Consider the following 15,627-nt stretch of genomic DNA (forward strand, 5'->3'; position numbering starts at 1 on the left):
TGTTTCGCGGGCGTCACGATCGCGTCGGTAGAGTCGGCGCATGAGCGATGCCGTCGACGTGTCCTACCCGCCCGAGCCCTGGTTTCTCGGCGGTTCCCTCTGCGTCTCGGTGTTCCTCGTGCCGATCGCCGACCTGCCGTTCGCGACGCTCCCGATGATCCGGCTCGGGCGTCACGCTATCGTCGGCGCCGCCTTCGCGAACTACGCGCCGGGCGGTGTGCTCGCCTACGACGAACTGCTCGTGGCGACCCCCGTGGTCGTGCGCGGACGGGCGCGCATCACGATCCCGCAGATCTGGGTCGACAGCGCGGAGTCGCTGGCCGGCGGACGGGCGCTGTGGGGCATCCCCAAGCACCTCGCGACATTCGATTCGACGCGAACGACGGATGCGGCCACCGTCTCCGCCCGCACGATTGGCCCGATAGCGGCTCTCTCGGCCCGGTTCGGGCGCGCCCTCCTGCCCGGGTCGCCCCGGCTGCCCCTTCCGATCGAGCAGCGCAGGGCCGGGCGACGCATCGTGTCGCACAACTGGGCCGCCGGACGACTCACCGCGTTACACGCCCGCTGGACCTTCGACCCGGATGGCCCGCTCGGCTACCTGCACGGCCGTCGCCCCGTCGCGAACTTCGCCGTGCGCGACGCGGCCATCGTCTTCGGCCAGCGGGTGGAACGCCCGTGAACGCCGGACCCGTCGCGGTGGTCACCGGGGGCGCCCGAGGCATCGGCCGGGCGACGGCTGCGGCCCTGATCGCCCGCGGCTACCGCGTCGTGCTCGGCGACCTCGACCTGGCCGTGACCCGGGCGACGGTGGAGGAGACCGTCGGGCCGATCGCCGTGTGGATCAACAACGCGGGCATCATGCCGACCGGCCGGTTCACCGACCAGGGTGCCGCGCTCTCGGGGCGGGTCGTCGACGTCAACTACCGGGCGCTCGTCACCGTCAGCGGCCTGGTGGTCGCACGCATGCTCGAGCGCGGGAGCGGCACCGTGGTGAACATGGCGAGCGCCACGGCCACCAAGCCCCTCGCGGGCCTCGCCGTCTACTCGGGCACGAAGGCGGCGGTGGTGGCGTTCAGCGATTCTCTACGCCGGGAGCTGCGCGGCACCGGCGTCCGCGTCCGCGTGGTGCTGCCGAACCTCGTGGCGACCGACCTGGGTGCCGGCATCACAGCGCCGCGCGGGTTCAGCGCGTTGACCGCCGACGACGTGGCCGCCGCGACGGTGCGCGCCATCGCCTCCCGCCGGTTTGCGACCACGGTCCCCGGGTGGCTCGGGCCCCTGCTGAGCGTGTCGCGGCTTCTGCCGCATCCGGTGCAGGACTGGATCGATGACCGAGTCGACTCCGACCGCATCGGCCTCGGCGGCGACCCGGCGGCGCGGGCGGCCTACCTGCGCGGGCTGCCGCCGGCCGAGTAGGCGGCTACTCGACCGGCGGCGGGGTCGATTCTAGCTATTTCTTGAGGAAGCCCAGCAGTACCTCGTTGACCTCTTCGGCGTGGGTCCAGAGGAAGCCGTGAGGGGCGCCCTCGATCTCGACGTACTCGCTCTCGGGGAAGGCCGCGTGGAACGGGCGGCCGCTCGAGTCGATCGGCAGGATGCGGTCTTCCGTTCCCTGCACGATGATGCTCGTGACGCCCGAGGCGCGCACCTTGGCGACGTCGTCGCGGAAGTCCTCGATCCAGGTGGGGACGACGGCGTAGGCGGCAACCGGTGCGCTCGACGTGGCTGTGTTCCAGCTCGCGGTCACGGCCTCCTGGCTGATGCGGCTGCCGAGGTTCTCGTCGAGGTTGTAGAAGTTCTCGTAGAAGCCGGTGAACCAGGCGAAACGGTCCCCCTTGGCTGCTGCGGCGATGCCGTCGAAGACGTCCTGCGGAACGCCGGTGGGGTTGTCGTCGGTGTGCAGCAGGAAGGGCTCGAGGGGCGCGAGGAACGCGATCTTCGCGATGCGGTCGGTGCCGTAGGTGGCGACGTAGCGGCCGACCTCGCCGGTGCCCATGGAGAAGCCCACGAGAACCACGTCGGTGAGGTCGAGGGTGGTCAGCACGGTGTCGAGGTCGGCGGCGAACGTGTCGTAGTCGTATCCGACGGTGGGCTGGCTCGACTTACCGAAACCGCGGCGGTCGTAGGTGATGACGCGGTAGCCGGCGTCAAGGATCTCGCGCTGCTGGCGCTCCCACGACGTGCCGTCGAGCGGGTAACCGTGGATGAGCACGACGGGCTGGCCGGAGCCGTGGTCCTCGTAGTGCAGTTCGATGGCGGTCGAGTTCTCGGTACCTACGGTGATGACTGACATTGTTCGTCCTCTCCTTCTGCGGCTGAGAACGGTCGTTCTCAGTTCGTATTCGTTATAGTAGAGAACGTTGGTTCTCAATGCAAGGGACATTTTCGATGGATGACACAACAGCGAGTGAAGCAGTGGTGAACGCCGCGGACCGCCTGTTCTACGGCCGCGGAATTCAGGCGGTCGGGATGGACGAGATCCGCGCGGCGGCAGGAATCTCGCTGAAGCGGATGTACTCGCTGTTCCCCTCGAAGGAGGCGATCCTCGCCGAGGTGCTGCGACGCCGCAACGAGCAGTGGACCGCGGGCATCCTGCAGGCGGCACACGACGAACCCACCCCCAGCGACAAGCTGCTCTCCATCTTCGACTTCCTCTCCGACTGGTTCGCCCAGGACGATTTCCGCGGCTGCGCGTTCATCAACTCGTTCGGCGAACTCGGGGCGACCGCGCCCCTCGTCGCCGACGCGGCCCGCGCGCACAAGATCGGCTTCCAGCGCTACGTCGCCGATCTCGTCTCCGAGGCCGGCGCCCCGCCGTCGCTCGCCCCGCAGATCGCCCTGCTTGCCGAGGGCGCGCAGACCACGGCGGCCATCTCGGGATCCCCCGACGCCGCGACCGACGCGCGCTCCGCGGCGCGCACCCTGCTCGACGCGGCCCGAGCCGCGTGAGCGCGCCAGCCGCGCGCCGTAGCCACTTCGTCGATCTCACCCCGTTCCGCCAGAGCCCCGCGTTCTTCCGGCTCTGGTTGGGCACGGGCATCGCCGGCGTCGGCAGCCAGATGACGGTCGTCGCCGTCGGCCTGCACATCTACGACCTCACCGGATCGACCGGGGCCGTCGCGCTGGTGGGTGTCGTCGGCCTGCTGCCGATGATCATCGCGGGTCTCTACGGCGGCGTGCTCGCCGACACGTTCGATCGGCGTCTCGTGGCGATCATCGCCGAGACCGTCGCCTGGGTCGCGGTGCTCTGTCTCGCCGCGTTGGCCTGGCTGCACATCGACGTGCTGTGGTTCTACTACGTGCTCACGACCGTCATGGCGGTCGCGACGACCATCGTGGGAGCGACCCGCGCGGCGATCGTGCCGCGCCTCGTCGACAAGGAACTTCTGCCCGCAGCATCCGCTCTCGGCGGTATCAGCCTGGGAATAGCGATCACGCTCGGTCCGGCTCTCGCCGGGGTGCTCGTGGCGGGCGTCGGCATCCAGTGGACCTACACGGTCGACGCCGTGCTGTTTCTGGCCGCGTTCACCGGTGTGCTGACCCTGCCCGCGATCCGACCGGAGGGCGCCGGAACCACCCGCGGCTTCGCGGCGGTCGCGGAGGGCATCGTGTTCCTGCGCCACGCCCCCAACATCCGGCTCGGCTTCCTCATCGACATCATCGCCATGACCTTCGGCATGGCGCGGGTGCTCTACCCCGCGGTCGGCGCCCTGGTGATCGGCGGCGGCGCCGTCACGGTGGGCATCCTCTTCGCGGCGGGCGCGGTCGGCACGCTGCTGAGCTCGCTGTTCTCAGGCCGGCTCGGCCACGTGCGCCGCCAGGGGCTCGCGATTCGCAACGCCGTGCTCGCGTACGGCGGGTTTATGCTCGCGTTCGGACTGGTGCTGCTGCCGCTCGGCACACAGCTCAGCGGGTCGATCACCGACTCGCTCGAGACCGCGAACCTACCCGCGCTGGCCCTCGCGGCGCTCGCTCTCGCCGGAGCAGGGGCGGCCGACAACGTCAGCGCCGTCTTCCGCACCACCATGATGCAGTCGGCGGTGCCCGACGCGGTGCGCGGACGCATGCAGGGCATCTACACCGTCGTCGTCACCGGCGGGCCGCGTATCGGCGACGCGTTCGTCGGCCTCGTGGTGGCGACCACCCTGCTGTGGTTGCCGTCGGTGCTGGGCGGGCTGCTCATCCTCTCTCTGGTCACCGTGCTCGTCCGGCTCAACCCCTCGTTCCGCGCGTACGACGCCCTCGATCCGAAGCCGTAACGTTTAGGCATGACCTCCTACGACCTCGTGGTGCGCGGCGCCTTCGTACTCATCGGCGACAACTGGCGGGCTGCCGAGATCGGCATCACCGACGGCGTCATCGCGGCGATCGCCGCCGGCCCCCTCGACGGCGCCGAGGTCATCACCCTCGCCGACGACGAGGTGCTCGTGCCCGGTGTCGTCGACACCCACGTGCACGTGAACGAGCCCGGACGCACCGAGTGGGAGGGCTTCGCGAGCGCCACCAGGGCTGCCGCGGCCGGCGGGGTCACCACCATCATCGACATGCCGCTCAACAGCATCCCGGCGACGACGACGGTGGAGGCGCTCGACGTGAAGCGAGCCGTCGCCGCCGAGAAGGCCATGGTGAACGTGGGCTTCTGGGGCGGTGCGGTGCCCGAGAACCTCGGTACCCTGCGCGAGCTGCACGACGCCGGGGTGTTCGGTTTCAAGGCGTTCCTCGCGCCGAGCGGCGTCGACGAGTTCGGCCACCTCGACGCGGAACAGCTGGAGCGCGCGCTCGAGGAGATCGCCGAGTTCGACGGCCTGCTGATCGTGCACGCGGAAGACCCGGGCGTTCTCGATGCGCACGCCAACGACGGCGGCGTCGACTATCACCGTTTCGTCGAGTCGAGACCGGATGCCGCCGAGACCACGGCGATCGAACGGGTCATCGCCGGGGTGCGTCGCACCGGTGCTCGCGCTCACATCCTGCACCTGTCGTCCGCCGCGGCCCTCCCCGCCTTGCGTGCCGCGCGTGCCGAGGGCCTCAAGATCACCGTCGAGACGTGCCCGCACTACCTGACCATCAGCGAAGAGCAGATCGGCGACGGCGCGACCCAGTTCAAGTGCTGCCCGCCGATCCGCGACGACGCCAACCGCGACGCGCTCTGGCAGGCGCTCGTCGACGGCGACATCGACATCGTCGTCACCGACCACTCGCCGTCGACCGCCGAGCTGAAGTACGCGCACGGCGGCGACTTCGGCCTCGCCTGGGGTGGCATCGCCGGACTGCAGACGGGGCTCGCCGCCGTCTGGACCGAGGCCGCCCGCCGCGAGATCCCGCTGGAACGCGTGCTCGGCTGGATGTCGTCGGCCACCGCGCGATTCGCCGGGCTCGGCGCGAAGGGCCGCATCGCCGTGGGCGCCGACGCCGACCTGGTCGTGCTGGCACCGGATGCCACCTTCACCGTCGAGGCGACGCAGCTGCAGCACAAGAACCCGGTGAGCGCCTACGACGGACGGGAACTGCGCGGCGTGGTCCGTCGCACCCTGCTCGCCGGCCGCACTGTCGACATCGCCGCGGGCGCCAGCCCGACGGGGGCGCTGCTCGGGGCCGCACGCCCGTAACACCCCGGTCACATGGCGATGGCAGAATCGCCGCATGGCAATAATCTTGGGCGACAACCAGTACGGCAAGGCTGAAAACCGCGTCGTGCGCATCTACCGTGACAGCGCCCGGCACGAGATCCGCGACCTCAACGTGTCGACCGCGCTGCGCGGCCCGTTCGAACCCGCGTACCTCGACGGCAACCAGACGAACGTGCTGCCGACCGACACGCAGAAGAACACCGCGTTCGCTTTCGCGAAGTCCCACGGCGTCGAGACGATCGAGAAGTTCGGCCTCGACCTGGCCCGTCACTTCGTGCACGACGTCGACCCGGTCGTCGGCGCGCGCATCGAAATCGAGGAGTACGCCTGGGAGCGCGCGGTCGTCGACGGCGTCGAACACGACCACACCTGGCTGCGCAAAGGTCAGGAGATCCGCACAGCGGCCGTCACGGTCGACGCGAGCGGTGAGCACGTCGTCGGTGGTCTCAAAGACCTCGTGCTGCTCAAGTCGACCGGCAGCGAATTCGCCGGCTTCCTCGAAGACGAGTACACGACGCTGCAGGAGACCCACGACCGCGTGATGGCTACGTCGCTCGTCGCGCAGTGGCGCTTCACGAGCGTCGATGTCGACTGGGACGCCACCTACGCCGGCATCAAGCAGATCATGGTGAAGCAGTTCGCGACCCTGCAGTCGCTCGCACTGCAGCAGACGCTCTGGCACATGGGCCGGGCCGTGCTCGAGGCGTATCCGTTCATCGCCGAGGTGCGGCTCAAGGCCCCGAACAAGCACCACTTCGTCGTCGACCTGTCGCCGTTCGGGCTCGACAACCCGGGCGAGGTCTTCATCGCCGCGGACCGTCCGTACGGCCTGATCGAGGCGACGGTGCTGCGCGACGACGCGCCCGACGCCGGAGACGCCTGGAGAATCTCGGCGGGACTCGCGTGACCGACGCGATCGAACCCGCGGATGCCGCGGCTCTCGCACGCGAAGATGCCACGTGGCTCGCCCGCGCGATCGAGCTCGCCACACTGAACGTAGCGAATGGCGGCGGCCCGTTCGGCGCGGTCATCGTGCGCGACGGTGAGCTCGTCGCGGAGGGCCAGAACCGCGTGACCGCGAACCTCGACCCGACCGCCCACGCCGAGGTCACGGCTATCCGCGCGGCGTGCCAGGCGATCGGCGACTTCTCGCTCGCGGGCATGACGCTCTACACCTCGTGCGAACCGTGCCCGCTCTGCCTCGCGGCCTCGCTCTGGGCTCGCCTCGACCGGGTCGTCTTCGCGGCGGACCGCGACGATGCCGCCCGCGGCGGTTTCGACGACCGGGAGTTCTACGAGCTGTTCGCGCGCGACCGGTCGACCTGGGGCATGGCGGTCGACTCGCTGCGACCGCTCAACGCGCCGGAGCCGTTCGACGCCTGGCTCGACCAAGAGGCGCGCACCGACTACTGAGCCGGCGCCCGGCTACTCGTCGTTGCCCTTGCCCTTGTTGCCCTTGTCGTCTTTGTCGTCTTTCGCGTCTTCGGCGGCCTGCTCCTGTGCGATGCGGTCGGCCTCGGCCTGCTCGGCCGCGACGCGGTCGGCCTCAGCCTTCTCCGCCGCGATGCGGTCGGCCTCGGTCTTCTCATCGGCTATGCGCTGGGCCTCGGCGGCCTCCGCCTCGGCGATCCGCTGCGCGAGGTCGGCGCGCACGAGGTCGATTTTCGCCTGCACGGCCTTCGCGCGCTCGTCGCTGATGTCGCCGTCCGCCACGGCGGTGTCGAGCTTCGCCTGCAGGGCATCGAGCTCGGTCACGGCCGCGGCGAGTTCGTTGGCGGCGGCGTGATTCGCGACGGTCTGCACCGAGGTCTGCAGGCCGGTCGCCGCGTCGTCCGCGAGATCGGGCGCCCCGGCGCAGCCCGCCAGCGCACCCGCGCCGAGAAGCACTACTACGAGGGCTGAGGTCAGGCGTCGGTTCACGGTGTCACGCTTTCCAAGAGTTCGTCGAGGTGGGTGCCGAGCTCGCCGTCGTTGGCTGGCAGCGTCGGGACGGGGTCGGGCGACGTCTCGTTGCCCGCGGTGACCGTGCTCAGCACGAAGCCGCCGATGCCGAGCGCGACGAGCGCCGCCGCGCAGACGAGAAGGATGCGGCTGAGTCGCCGACGCTTCGCGACGGATGTCTCGTCGCCCGTCTTCGCGGAGGGCGCGGCATCGACCGGCCCCGGTAGAACGGTCGTCGCGGCGTCGTCGTTCGACGAAGCGGACATCACGCGCGTGGGCGGATCGAGCGCGGCGGTCCCGCCGAGCGCCTCGGTCTGTCCTATGGAATCGGTCTGGCCCATGGCGGCGGTCTGGCCCAGCGCTTCGGTCTGGCCCAGCGCCGCAGTCTGACCCAGCGCGGCGGTCTGGCCCAGCGCCGCCGTCTGGCCCAGCGCCTCGGTCTGACCGGACGGGTCGACCGGCCCCAGCACCGCGGTGTCGCCCGTCGACGCCGCATAAAGCCCGCGTTCGATCTCGCGCGCGAGCTCCGCCACTTCGAGCGCGGACGGTCGGGTGTCGGGGTCGCGGTCGGTCATCCGGGCGAGCAGCGAGCCCCACGCGGCACCGAGGGTGCTCGGGATCAGCGGGTCGCTCACGAGCCGCGCCGACAGCGACTCGATCATCGACCCCTCGAACGCCCGCGCGCCGGTGAGCGCCTCGAGCGTCACGAGACCCAGCGAGTAGATGTCCGACGCCGGTCCCGGCGCGATCCCGCGGGCCTGCTCGGGGCTGAGGTAGGCGGCCGTGCCGATAATCGTGCCCGGCATCGTGAGCCTGGTGCTGTCGATGAGGTAGGCGATGCCGAAGTCGCTCAGCTTCGCGCGGAACTCGATCGAACGCGACATCGACGGGCTGAGCAGGATGTTCGCCGGCTTAACGTCGCGGTGGACCACCCCGTTCGCGTGAACGACGTGCAGGGCCTCACCCAGGTCGACGAGCATCTGCGCGGCGTCGATCTCGCCCACCCGTCCCTCGTCGATGCGTTCCTTGAGGGTCGGTCCGTCGACGAGTTCCATCACGAGGTACGACTGGCCGACACCGTCGACGCCCTCGCCGCGGTCGATGTTCGCGTCGAAGAGCGTGACGAGCGCGTGGTGGTTGAGGGACGCGAGCAGTTGGATTTCCGACGACTCCCGACCCAGCTGCTCGGAGCCTTCGGTGTCGATCGAGAAGACCTTGAGCGCGACGCTGCGACCGAGGGGGACGTCGGTCGCCCGGTACACCGCCGCCATTCCTCCGCGGCCGAGCAGCGACTCGACCGTGTACCGGCCGCCGATGACGGTGCCGGCTGTGATGCCGGGCATGCGCGAGGTGTTCATTGCCACTTTTCTGTCGGGTACCCGAGCGGGTCTATCAACGGTAGCCCAACTGACGGACTTTCAGTCCTCCAGCGCCTTTCCGCGCAGGTCGGGCAGCGTGAGCGCTACGATCGCCGCGACCGCGAAGACGGCGGCGAACACGCCGAACGGCAACGCCACTCCCCCGGCCGCGAGCAGCACCGGAACGCAGAGCGGCGCGATGATCGAGGCGAGCCGGCCGAACCCCGCGGCCCAGCCGGCACCCGTCCCGCGCACGCGCGTCGGGTACAGCTCCGGCGTGACCGCGTAGAGCGCGCCCCACGCCCCGAGGTTGAAGAACGAGAGCAGTGCGCCGAACAGGAGGATCGTGGGCACACTGTCGGCGGTGCCGAAAAACCCGGCGGACACCGCGGAACCCGCGAGGAAGACGGCGAGGGTGACACGGCGGCCCCACTTCTCGACGAGCCAGGCCGACACCGCGTACCCGGGCAACTGGGCGAGCGTGATGATGAGCGTGTACTCGAACGACCGCACGAGCGAGAACCCCTGCGCCACGAGCAGCGTCGGCAGCCAGATGAACGCACCGTAGTAGGCGAAGTTCACGCAGAACCACACGATCCAGAGCGAGATCGTGCGCCGGCGCAGGCGGGCGCCGAACAGGGTCGCGATCGGGCGTTCGGCCGTGACGACGGGTTCAGGAGCCTCGGCGGCCTCCGGCGGGGTGGTCGCGCCCGCGGCATCCTCGAATTCTCTGACGATCGTCTCGGCCTCCGTGTGTCGGCCCTTCGCCTCGAGGAAGCGCACGGATTCCGGCAGACGCAGCCGCACGAAGATCGCCCACACCGCGGGCACGGCGCCGAGCGCGAGGGCCCAGCGCCAGCCGTCGTCGCTGGTGGGGATGACGAAGTAGCCGATGAGAGCGGCGGCCGTCCAGCCGACGGCCCAGAACGATTCGAGGATGACGATGATGCGTCCGCGGATGCGCGCCGGTGCGAACTCGCTGACGAGCGTCGACGCGACGGGCAGCTCGGCGCCCAGGCCGAGCCCCACGAGGAAGCGCAGGGCGATGAGCGCGCCGACCGACAGCGACAGCGCCGAAAGCCCGGTGAAGACGCCGTAGACGAGCAGGGTCAGCGCGAAGACCTGGCGGCGGCCGAGCTTGTCGGCGAGCAGGCCGCCGAGGCTGGCGCCGATCGCCATGCCGAGGAAGCCGGCCGAGGCGACGAAGCCGAGCTGACCCGCGTCGGCCTTCCAGACCACGGCGAGTTGCGCGATGACGAACGAGATGAGTCCGACGTCCATCGCGTCGAGCGCCCAGCCGATGCCGCTGCCGCCCAGGACGCGCGAGTGCTTGCGCGTCCACGGGAGCTTGTCGAGCCGCTGTGAACGCGTGAGGGATGAGGTCATTGTCAGCTTCCGCGGTAGGTGGAGAAGGCGAACGGGCTGAGCAGCAGGGGCACGTGGTAGTGCGCCGTGGCGTCGGTCAGTTCGAAGTCGATGGACACCCGGGGGTAGAACGTGGGTGTCGCGGTGCGGGCGAAGTAGACGCCCGTCTCGAAGACGACGGTGTACTCGCCGAGGGGCAGCGCGTCGGGTCCGAGGTCGGGCACACGGCCGTCGTCGTTGGTGACACCCTCGGCGACGAGCGCCCCCTCGGCGTCGTAGAGGGCGACGGCGATGCCGACCGCGGGGCGGCCGACCGCCGCGTCGAGCACGTGGGTGGTGACGTGGCTCACAGTTCGGCTCCGAACGTCTTCTCGAGACGCAGCAGGGCGATCTCGCGCAGCTGTTCGCCGACGATCTCGAGCTCGCTGGCGTTGGGCAGTTCGAGCCGGCGGGTGAGCTCCTCGAGGATCTCGGCGCGCGTTCGACCGGCCGCCCGGATGATGAACACGCGCCCGAAGCGCTCCTCGTAGGCCTCGTTGCCCGCGGCGATCTGGGCGGCGAGCTGCGCGTCGTCGTCGCCGAGCCCGGCCTGCTCGCTGCGGCTGAAGTTCTGAGCGGCGCCCTCGCCGACCGGCTTTTCTCCGATTCGCGGATGATGCGCGATAGCCTCATCGATCTCGGACGGGCTGAGCGGCGTCGCCGCCTCTGCCGCCGTGGCGAGCAGTTGCGCCACCGACTCGTACGGGTGCCCGGAGGCCACCTCGTCGATCCAGCGGTTCACGGACAGGCTTGCGGCGAGGCCCTCGCGCAGGGCGGCTTCGGAGACATCGATCATTGTCTGCCTAACATTACTCATGACCGTTACCGGGGTAGTGCTGGCTGCCGGCGCCGGCAGCCGCCTGGGCCTGCCGAAGGCGCTCGTGGTGCGCGACGGGGTCCCGTGGGTGGCGCGTGCCTCGGGCCTGCTGCTTGCCGCCGGCTGCGACCGGGTCGTGGTGGTGCTGGGTGCATCCGCTGCCGAGGCGGCCGCTTTGGTGCCGACGGATGCCGCGGTCGAGACGGTCATCAACGATGACTGGTCGAGCGGTATGGCGTCGTCACTGCGCGACGGGCTCGCCTCGGCGACGGGCGACGCGGCGCTGGTCACGCTCGTGGACACTCCCGGACTGCCCGTCGAGGCGGTACGGCGGGTTCTGGGCAGCGGGCGGTCGCTCGCCCGCGCTGTGTACGACGGGAGGCCGGGACATCCGGTTCTCATCTCGGCGCGCCACTGGGCCCCGATCTCGGCTACCCTCCAGGGCGACCACGGAGCCCGCGCCTACCTCGAGGCCCACGCCGTCACCGATGTCGAGTGCGGCGACCTGTGGGACGGCCGCGACATCGACAGCTGATGCAGGTGGTGTAGCGCCCTCTGGGGCGCGTCTCGAAACCAGGTCTCGATACGGTCGCTGAGCGACCTACTCAACCGGCGAGAGACTCCAACGGCGCCCACGCCGGCTCGCGCAGCGCCGGGCAGTGTTCGGCGGTCGGGTTGTGCGCGATGTCGATCATGCGGTCGAGCGCGTCGCGTGCCGCAGCCAGGTCGGCCATGGCGGCCGTGATGCGGGCGCGCTCGGCTTCCAGGAGCGCGAACGCCTCGGCCGAGGCCTCACCGGAGTCGACGCACGGAAGCACCCGCTGGATAGTGCGGCTCGCCAGGCCCGCGGTGAAGAACTGCTGGATGAGCCGCACGCGTTCGACGGCCGACTCGGGGTAGGTGCGCTGACCGGTCGACGTGCGTTCGGACGCGAGGAGGCCCTGCTCCTCGTAGTAGCGCAGAGACCTCGTGCTGACTCCGGCCCGCTGTGCGATGTCGCCGATTCTCATTGCGCGCCCGACTTCCAATTCTTTGTGCTCGATTACTTGCCCTTAACGTCAATGTCAAGTTATAGCGTAGCCGACGTTGGGTCGCGACCGACCCGTTCCACACCCGAAAGAAAGCACGCCAGCCATGAACATCACCGACCAGATCGTTCTCGTCACCGGAGCAAATCGCGGCATCGGAAAGCAGTTCGTGCTCGAACTCCTCGAGCGCGGGGCCACCAAGGTCTACGCCACGGCCCGCCGCCCCGAGTCGCTTGGCTTCGACGACAGCCGGGTCATTCCGCTGCAGCTGGACCTGTTGGACAACGAGTCCATCGCCGCCGCCGCGGCAACCGCGAGCGACGTGACGCTGCTCGTCAACAACGCGGGCATCTCGACCGGCGCCCTCCTCGTCACGGGCGACCTCACTGATGCGCGCCGCGAAATGGACACCCACTTCTGGGGCACGCTCGGCACCATCCGCGCGTTCGCCCCGGTGCTGAAGGCGAACGGCGGCGGCGCGATCGTCAATGTGCTGTCGGCGTTGTCGTGGTTCGCCGCCCCCGGCGCCGGCGCCTACGCCGCGGCGAAGGCCGCCGAGTGGAACATGACCAACGGCGTGCGCCTCGAGCTCGCGGCCCAGGGCACGCTCGTCCAGGGGGTCCACCTCGGCGCCGCCGACACCGACATCATGGCGGAGTACGACGGACCGAAGATCGACCCCCGGGACGTGGCGCGCGCAACCCTCGACGGCTTGGCCTCGGGTTCGATCGAGGTCGTCGTCGACGACTGGAGCGCCATGGTCAAGGCGTCCCTCGCGGGCGACCCGGCCGCGTTCTACAAGCAGATGACCGAGATCCTCGGCGCGTAGCTAGACGATCGCGGCGCGCAGCTCGGCCGCCGCGGCACCCGGGTCGGTGGCGCTGTAGATCGCGCCGCCGGCCACGGCGACGGTCGCGCCGGCTGCCTGCACGGCGGCGATCGTCGAGACGTTGACCCCGCCGGCGACCGAGAAGTCCACGCCCGACTCGGAACCGTCGGTGAGCAGGGTCTGGAAGGTGAATCCGTCCTCGGCCTGCTCGTCGAGTCCGGCGTGCATCTCGACGAACTGGGCGCCGAGGGCGATCACCTCGCGGGCGCGGGCGGACTTGTCGGCGACGCCGATGAGGTCGACGACGATGCCCTTGCCGTGCTTCTCGGCGGCCTTGACCGCTCCGACGATCGTGCTGTCGCCGGCGACGCCCAGGACGGTGACCAGGTCGGCACCGGCCGTGAACGCGATGTCGGCCTCGAGCTCTCCGGCATCCATGGTCTTGAGGTCGGCGAACACGATCTTGTCGGGGTGGGCGGACTTGATCGCGGTGACGGCCGAGAGGCCGGCGGCCTTGATGAGCGGCGTGCCGAGCTCGATGATGTCGACGTGGGCGGCGACCTTGCCGGCGAGGGCCAGCGCGTCGTCGGTAGTCAGTACGTCCATTGCTACTTGAAGCTTCACGGGGTTCTTCTTTCTCTTGGGGTGGGGTCTATTCGAGATTCGAGTGCCGCGGCCAGAGGTCGTCGGCGCTGAGTCCGCTCTGCTGCCAGAGCGAGTGGAACAGCGCGTCTCCGATCGTCACGACGGTCTGTTCGAAGAGGCCGCCGGCGTACTGCACGCTGACCGTGCTGTCGCGGTCGAGCTTGCGGGCCGCCTCGACGAGGATCGTGACGGTCGCGAGCTTCGCGAGTTCGGATGACGCGTCGGCGGTGATCGCGACGACACCGGCTTGCACGTCGACGGCGGTCTGCGCCGCGCGCACGATTCCGGTGGTCGAGCCGGAGCCGCTCGCGACCACGAGCACATCCCCCTCGCCGATGGCGGGAGCCGTGACTTCGCCGACCACGTGCACGGTGAGGCCGAGGTGCATCAACCGCATCGCGGTGAACTGCAAGGCGATGCCCGAGCGCCCGGCGCCCAGCAGGAACACCCGCTCGGCGTCGCGGATCTGCGCCGCCGCGTCGTCGAGGGCGGTCGAGCCTTCAGCCGTCAGTGCGCGCACGGCGGTCGCGTTCTCGGCGGCGATCAGGGCGAGGGCGGTTTTCACTGGCATGGCTCCAGCCTGCGCCCGGTCCCCGTCGCACCCCGCCCACCCATCGAGCGGTCTTCCCTACCCGTTCGGGTGGGACACATCCCCGGCACGTACCGTCGGGGGTATGCCTTCCCCCACCGACGACCTGCTCGACGACGTGCGCGGGGTCATCTCGCAGTCCCTGCTCGGCATCGCCGCGGCACTCTCCGACCTGCTGCGCCCGATGGTGCCGCACGAGGCGCTCGTGATCTTCACCGAGGACTGCACCGGCCGACCGCAGAAGAAGGCGGGCGCGGCGCGAATCGTGGAACACGTCACGATCGCCGAGCTCGACGAGCTGCGCGGCCGGGCAGCAGGCCTGCAGCCCGCGCGCTTCGAGGATGCGACGGTCGCCGGCGGGGCGCATCCGGTGGTCGTGTTCACCGCGGACACGGCGGCGATCCTGGTACTGGTCGACGTCGACGGGGCCGAAATCGCGGATGACACGTCGGATCGCATCGCGCGCATCTGGCAGCTCGTGGCCCTGAGTATCCGCCAGCAGGTGGCCACGGCGTCGCCCGCCTACCTCGCCGACTCGCGTTCCGCGTCGCGCGAGCGGGCGAGCCTCATTGCCGACCTGACCGACGCCCACGCGACCGCGCTCGAGTCGCTTCTCGTCGTGCTGCGCTCACCCCAGCACGGCGACGCGGCCGCGAGGCAGCGCGCCACCGACATCGCGGCGGGCGCCATGGTTTCGCTCCGAGCCGTGTCGGACCGCGACCGGCTGCTCGCCGAGGAGCCCGTACACAGCGCGTTCGAGCGCCTGCGCGACGACCTCGCGCCGCTCGTGCGGCACGGCGGCCTCGACGTGGAGTTCGTGCCGCCGCCCCCGACCGGACGCCCGCTGCCCGGCGAGGTCGCCCACGCGGCCCGCGCGGTGGTGCGCGGCGCGGTGCTCGCCCTCAGCGACGCCGACGGGGTCGACCGGGTGCGCATCCAGTGGGACTGCGACGGCTCGAACCTGCTCGTCGACGTCCGCGACAACGGTGCGGGTGACCTGACCGCCGAAACCCCCGGTCTCGGCCCGCTCGCCGCGCGCGTGGCGGTGCTCGACGGCAGCTTCACGGTCGCCGGAACTGCCGGCTGGGGCTCGCAGTTGCAGATCGTTCTGCCGCTGGATGCCGCGTCCCCCGCGCTCAACGTCGCGGAGGTCGGCCAGCTCACCCCCCGCGAACGCGAGGTGTTGACGCTGTTGGCCGAGGGCGCACGCAACCGCGCGATCGGGACGGCGCTCACGATCAGCGAGAACACCGTGAAGTTCCACGTCGCGAACCTGCTGCACAAGACCGGCACCACGTCGCGGGCGCAGCTCCTGGCTCTGGTCGCCAACTCGGCTGGTTGAGAAGGTCGCGAAGCGACCGTATCGAAACCGAAACCCACCTTCGC

At 70.2% G+C, this 15,627-nt stretch carries 19 protein-coding genes; 10 read left to right on the forward strand and 9 right to left on the reverse strand.

The annotated features are described in order from the left end of the window. Window positions 1-40 precede the first annotated feature (40 nt). Window positions 41-679 carry an acetoacetate decarboxylase family protein gene (locus IEV96_RS08065; protein ID WP_188510118.1) on the forward strand — a complete coding sequence of 213 codons (639 nt, stop codon included), beginning with the start codon at window positions 41-43 and terminating at the stop codon, window positions 677-679. Further along, window positions 676-1,416 carry an SDR family NAD(P)-dependent oxidoreductase gene (locus tag IEV96_RS08070; protein WP_188510119.1) on the forward strand — a complete coding sequence of 247 codons (741 nt, stop codon included), beginning with the start codon at window positions 676-678 and terminating at the stop codon, window positions 1,414-1,416. The genes IEV96_RS08065 and IEV96_RS08070 overlap by 4 nt, the downstream gene beginning before the upstream one ends. Window positions 1,417-1,450: 34 nt before the next feature. Here the strand turns inward: IEV96_RS08070 and IEV96_RS08075 are convergent, their stop codons facing one another. Further along, on the reverse strand, window positions 1,451-2,293 hold the full coding sequence (locus tag IEV96_RS08075; RefSeq protein WP_188510120.1) for an alpha/beta fold hydrolase: 843 nt from the start codon (window positions 2,291-2,293) through the stop codon (window positions 1,451-1,453). A gap of 95 nt (window positions 2,294-2,388) precedes the next feature. Here IEV96_RS08075 and IEV96_RS08080 point away from each other — a divergent pair, with 95 nt between their 5' ends. The 5 genes from IEV96_RS08080 to IEV96_RS08100 are packed head-to-tail and all read left to right on the forward strand — an operon-like array spanning window position 2,389 to window position 7,043. Next, the gene (locus tag IEV96_RS08080) at window positions 2,389-2,949 is read left to right on the forward strand and encodes a TetR/AcrR family transcriptional regulator (protein WP_188510121.1); all 561 of its coding nucleotides are present in this window, start codon (window positions 2,389-2,391) and stop codon (window positions 2,947-2,949) included. Then, window positions 2,946-4,259, forward strand: coding sequence for an MFS transporter (locus IEV96_RS08085; protein WP_188510122.1), 1,314 nt, complete (start codon window positions 2,946-2,948; stop codon window positions 4,257-4,259). Before IEV96_RS08080 ends, IEV96_RS08085 begins: the two co-directional genes overlap by 4 nt. Window positions 4,260-4,268: 9 nt before the next feature. Continuing rightward, entirely contained in the window at window positions 4,269-5,609 is a 1,341-nt protein-coding gene (allB, locus tag IEV96_RS08090) for an allantoinase AllB (protein WP_188510123.1), read from the forward strand. A gap of 34 nt (window positions 5,610-5,643) precedes the next feature. Beyond that, entirely contained in the window at window positions 5,644-6,537 is an 894-nt protein-coding gene (gene pucL, locus IEV96_RS08095; protein ID WP_188510124.1) for a factor-independent urate hydroxylase, read from the forward strand. Beyond that, window positions 6,534-7,043, forward strand: a complete 510-nt coding sequence (locus IEV96_RS08100; protein WP_229733145.1) for a nucleoside deaminase — start codon at window positions 6,534-6,536, stop codon at window positions 7,041-7,043. The genes pucL and IEV96_RS08100 overlap by 4 nt, the downstream gene beginning before the upstream one ends. A 12-nt stretch (window positions 7,044-7,055) precedes the next feature. Here the strand turns inward: IEV96_RS08100 and IEV96_RS08105 are convergent, their stop codons facing one another. Genes IEV96_RS08105 through uraD form a run of 5 tightly spaced genes read right to left on the reverse strand, consistent with a single transcriptional unit; the run spans window position 7,056 to window position 11,129 of the window. After that, the gene (locus IEV96_RS08105; protein ID WP_188510125.1) at window positions 7,056-7,550 is read right to left on the reverse strand and encodes a mucin-associated surface protein; all 495 of its coding nucleotides are present in this window, start codon (window positions 7,548-7,550) and stop codon (window positions 7,056-7,058) included. Next, window positions 7,547-8,929: a serine/threonine-protein kinase gene (locus IEV96_RS08110; RefSeq protein ID WP_188510126.1), complete on the reverse strand. Its 1,383-nt coding sequence runs from the start codon at window positions 8,927-8,929 to the stop codon at window positions 7,547-7,549. The genes IEV96_RS08105 and IEV96_RS08110 overlap by 4 nt, the downstream gene beginning before the upstream one ends. Window positions 8,930-8,989: 60 nt before the next feature. Further along, on the reverse strand, window positions 8,990-10,315 hold the full coding sequence (locus IEV96_RS08115; protein WP_188510127.1) for an MFS transporter: 1,326 nt from the start codon (window positions 10,313-10,315) through the stop codon (window positions 8,990-8,992). Window positions 10,316-10,317: 2 nt separating this feature from the next. Continuing rightward, on the reverse strand, window positions 10,318-10,644 hold the full coding sequence (gene uraH, locus IEV96_RS08120; RefSeq protein WP_188510128.1) for a hydroxyisourate hydrolase: 327 nt from the start codon (window positions 10,642-10,644) through the stop codon (window positions 10,318-10,320). After that, window positions 10,641-11,129, reverse strand: coding sequence for a 2-oxo-4-hydroxy-4-carboxy-5-ureidoimidazoline decarboxylase (gene uraD, locus IEV96_RS08125; RefSeq protein ID WP_188510129.1), 489 nt, complete (start codon window positions 11,127-11,129; stop codon window positions 10,641-10,643). Before uraD ends, uraH begins: the two co-directional genes overlap by 4 nt. Window positions 11,130-11,148: 19 nt before the next feature. Between uraD and IEV96_RS08130 the strand changes: the two genes are divergently transcribed. After that, window positions 11,149-11,685: a nucleotidyltransferase family protein gene (locus IEV96_RS08130; protein ID WP_188510130.1), complete on the forward strand. Its 537-nt coding sequence runs from the start codon at window positions 11,149-11,151 to the stop codon at window positions 11,683-11,685. A 70-nt stretch (window positions 11,686-11,755) separates the two neighbouring features. Here IEV96_RS08130 and IEV96_RS08135 read toward each other — a convergent pair whose 3' ends face one another. Then, window positions 11,756-12,160, reverse strand: a complete 405-nt coding sequence (locus IEV96_RS08135; RefSeq protein ID WP_188510131.1) for a MerR family transcriptional regulator — start codon at window positions 12,158-12,160, stop codon at window positions 11,756-11,758. 124 nt (window positions 12,161-12,284) lie between these two features. Here IEV96_RS08135 and IEV96_RS08140 point away from each other — a divergent pair, with 124 nt between their 5' ends. Further along, complete coding sequence (locus IEV96_RS08140) at window positions 12,285-13,007, forward strand: SDR family oxidoreductase (RefSeq protein WP_188510132.1); 723 nt, start codon at window positions 12,285-12,287, stop codon at window positions 13,005-13,007. On the opposite strand, the gene hxlA is transcribed toward IEV96_RS08140, so the two are convergent. Both hxlA and hxlB read right to left on the reverse strand, forming a co-directional pair. Next, window positions 13,008-13,631: a 3-hexulose-6-phosphate synthase gene (hxlA, locus tag IEV96_RS08145; RefSeq protein WP_188510133.1), complete on the reverse strand. Its 624-nt coding sequence runs from the start codon at window positions 13,629-13,631 to the stop codon at window positions 13,008-13,010. A 28-nt stretch (window positions 13,632-13,659) separates the two neighbouring features. Then, window positions 13,660-14,223, reverse strand: a complete 564-nt coding sequence (hxlB, locus tag IEV96_RS08150) for a 6-phospho-3-hexuloisomerase (protein ID WP_188510134.1) — start codon at window positions 14,221-14,223, stop codon at window positions 13,660-13,662. Between the two features lie 103 nt (window positions 14,224-14,326). On the opposite strand from hxlB, the gene IEV96_RS16795 reads away from it, so the two are divergent. Further along, entirely contained in the window at window positions 14,327-15,583 is a 1,257-nt protein-coding gene (locus IEV96_RS16795; RefSeq protein WP_188510135.1) for a LuxR C-terminal-related transcriptional regulator, read from the forward strand. Window positions 15,584-15,627 lie beyond the last annotated feature (44 nt).

Origin of the sequence: Conyzicola nivalis, from assembly GCF_014639655.1 — a bacterium.
GTDB lineage: Bacteria > Actinomycetota > Actinomycetes > Actinomycetales > Microbacteriaceae > Conyzicola > Conyzicola nivalis.

Bases quoted from the DNA above. Each gene is read 5' to 3' on its own strand.
- hxlB (WP_188510134.1), bottom strand. From the start codon at position 14,223: ATGCCAGTGAAAACCGCCCTCGCCCTGATCGCCGCCGAGAACGCGACC.
- IEV96_RS16795 (WP_188510135.1), top strand. From the start codon at position 14,327: ATGCCTTCCCCCACCGACGACCTGCTCGACGACGTGCGCGGGGTCATC.
- IEV96_RS08110 (WP_188510126.1), bottom strand. From the start codon at position 8,929: ATGAACACCTCGCGCATGCCCGGCATCACAGCCGGCACCGTCATCGGC.
- allB (WP_188510123.1), top strand. From the start codon at position 4,269: ATGACCTCCTACGACCTCGTGGTGCGCGGCGCCTTCGTACTCATCGGC.
- IEV96_RS08135 (WP_188510131.1), bottom strand. From the start codon at position 12,160: ATGAGAATCGGCGACATCGCACAGCGGGCCGGAGTCAGCACGAGGTCT.
- IEV96_RS08115 (WP_188510127.1), bottom strand. From the start codon at position 10,315: ATGACCTCATCCCTCACGCGTTCACAGCGGCTCGACAAGCTCCCGTGG.
- IEV96_RS08130 (WP_188510130.1), top strand. From the start codon at position 11,149: ATGACCGTTACCGGGGTAGTGCTGGCTGCCGGCGCCGGCAGCCGCCTG.
- IEV96_RS08080 (WP_188510121.1), top strand. From the start codon at position 2,389: ATGGATGACACAACAGCGAGTGAAGCAGTGGTGAACGCCGCGGACCGC.
- IEV96_RS08140 (WP_188510132.1), top strand. From the start codon at position 12,285: ATGAACATCACCGACCAGATCGTTCTCGTCACCGGAGCAAATCGCGGC.
- IEV96_RS08075 (WP_188510120.1), bottom strand. From the start codon at position 2,293: ATGTCAGTCATCACCGTAGGTACCGAGAACTCGACCGCCATCGAACTG.
- IEV96_RS08065 (WP_188510118.1), top strand. From the start codon at position 41: ATGAGCGATGCCGTCGACGTGTCCTACCCGCCCGAGCCCTGGTTTCTC.
- pucL (WP_188510124.1), top strand. From the start codon at position 5,644: ATGGCAATAATCTTGGGCGACAACCAGTACGGCAAGGCTGAAAACCGC.
- uraD (WP_188510129.1), bottom strand. From the start codon at position 11,129: ATGATCGATGTCTCCGAAGCCGCCCTGCGCGAGGGCCTCGCCGCAAGC.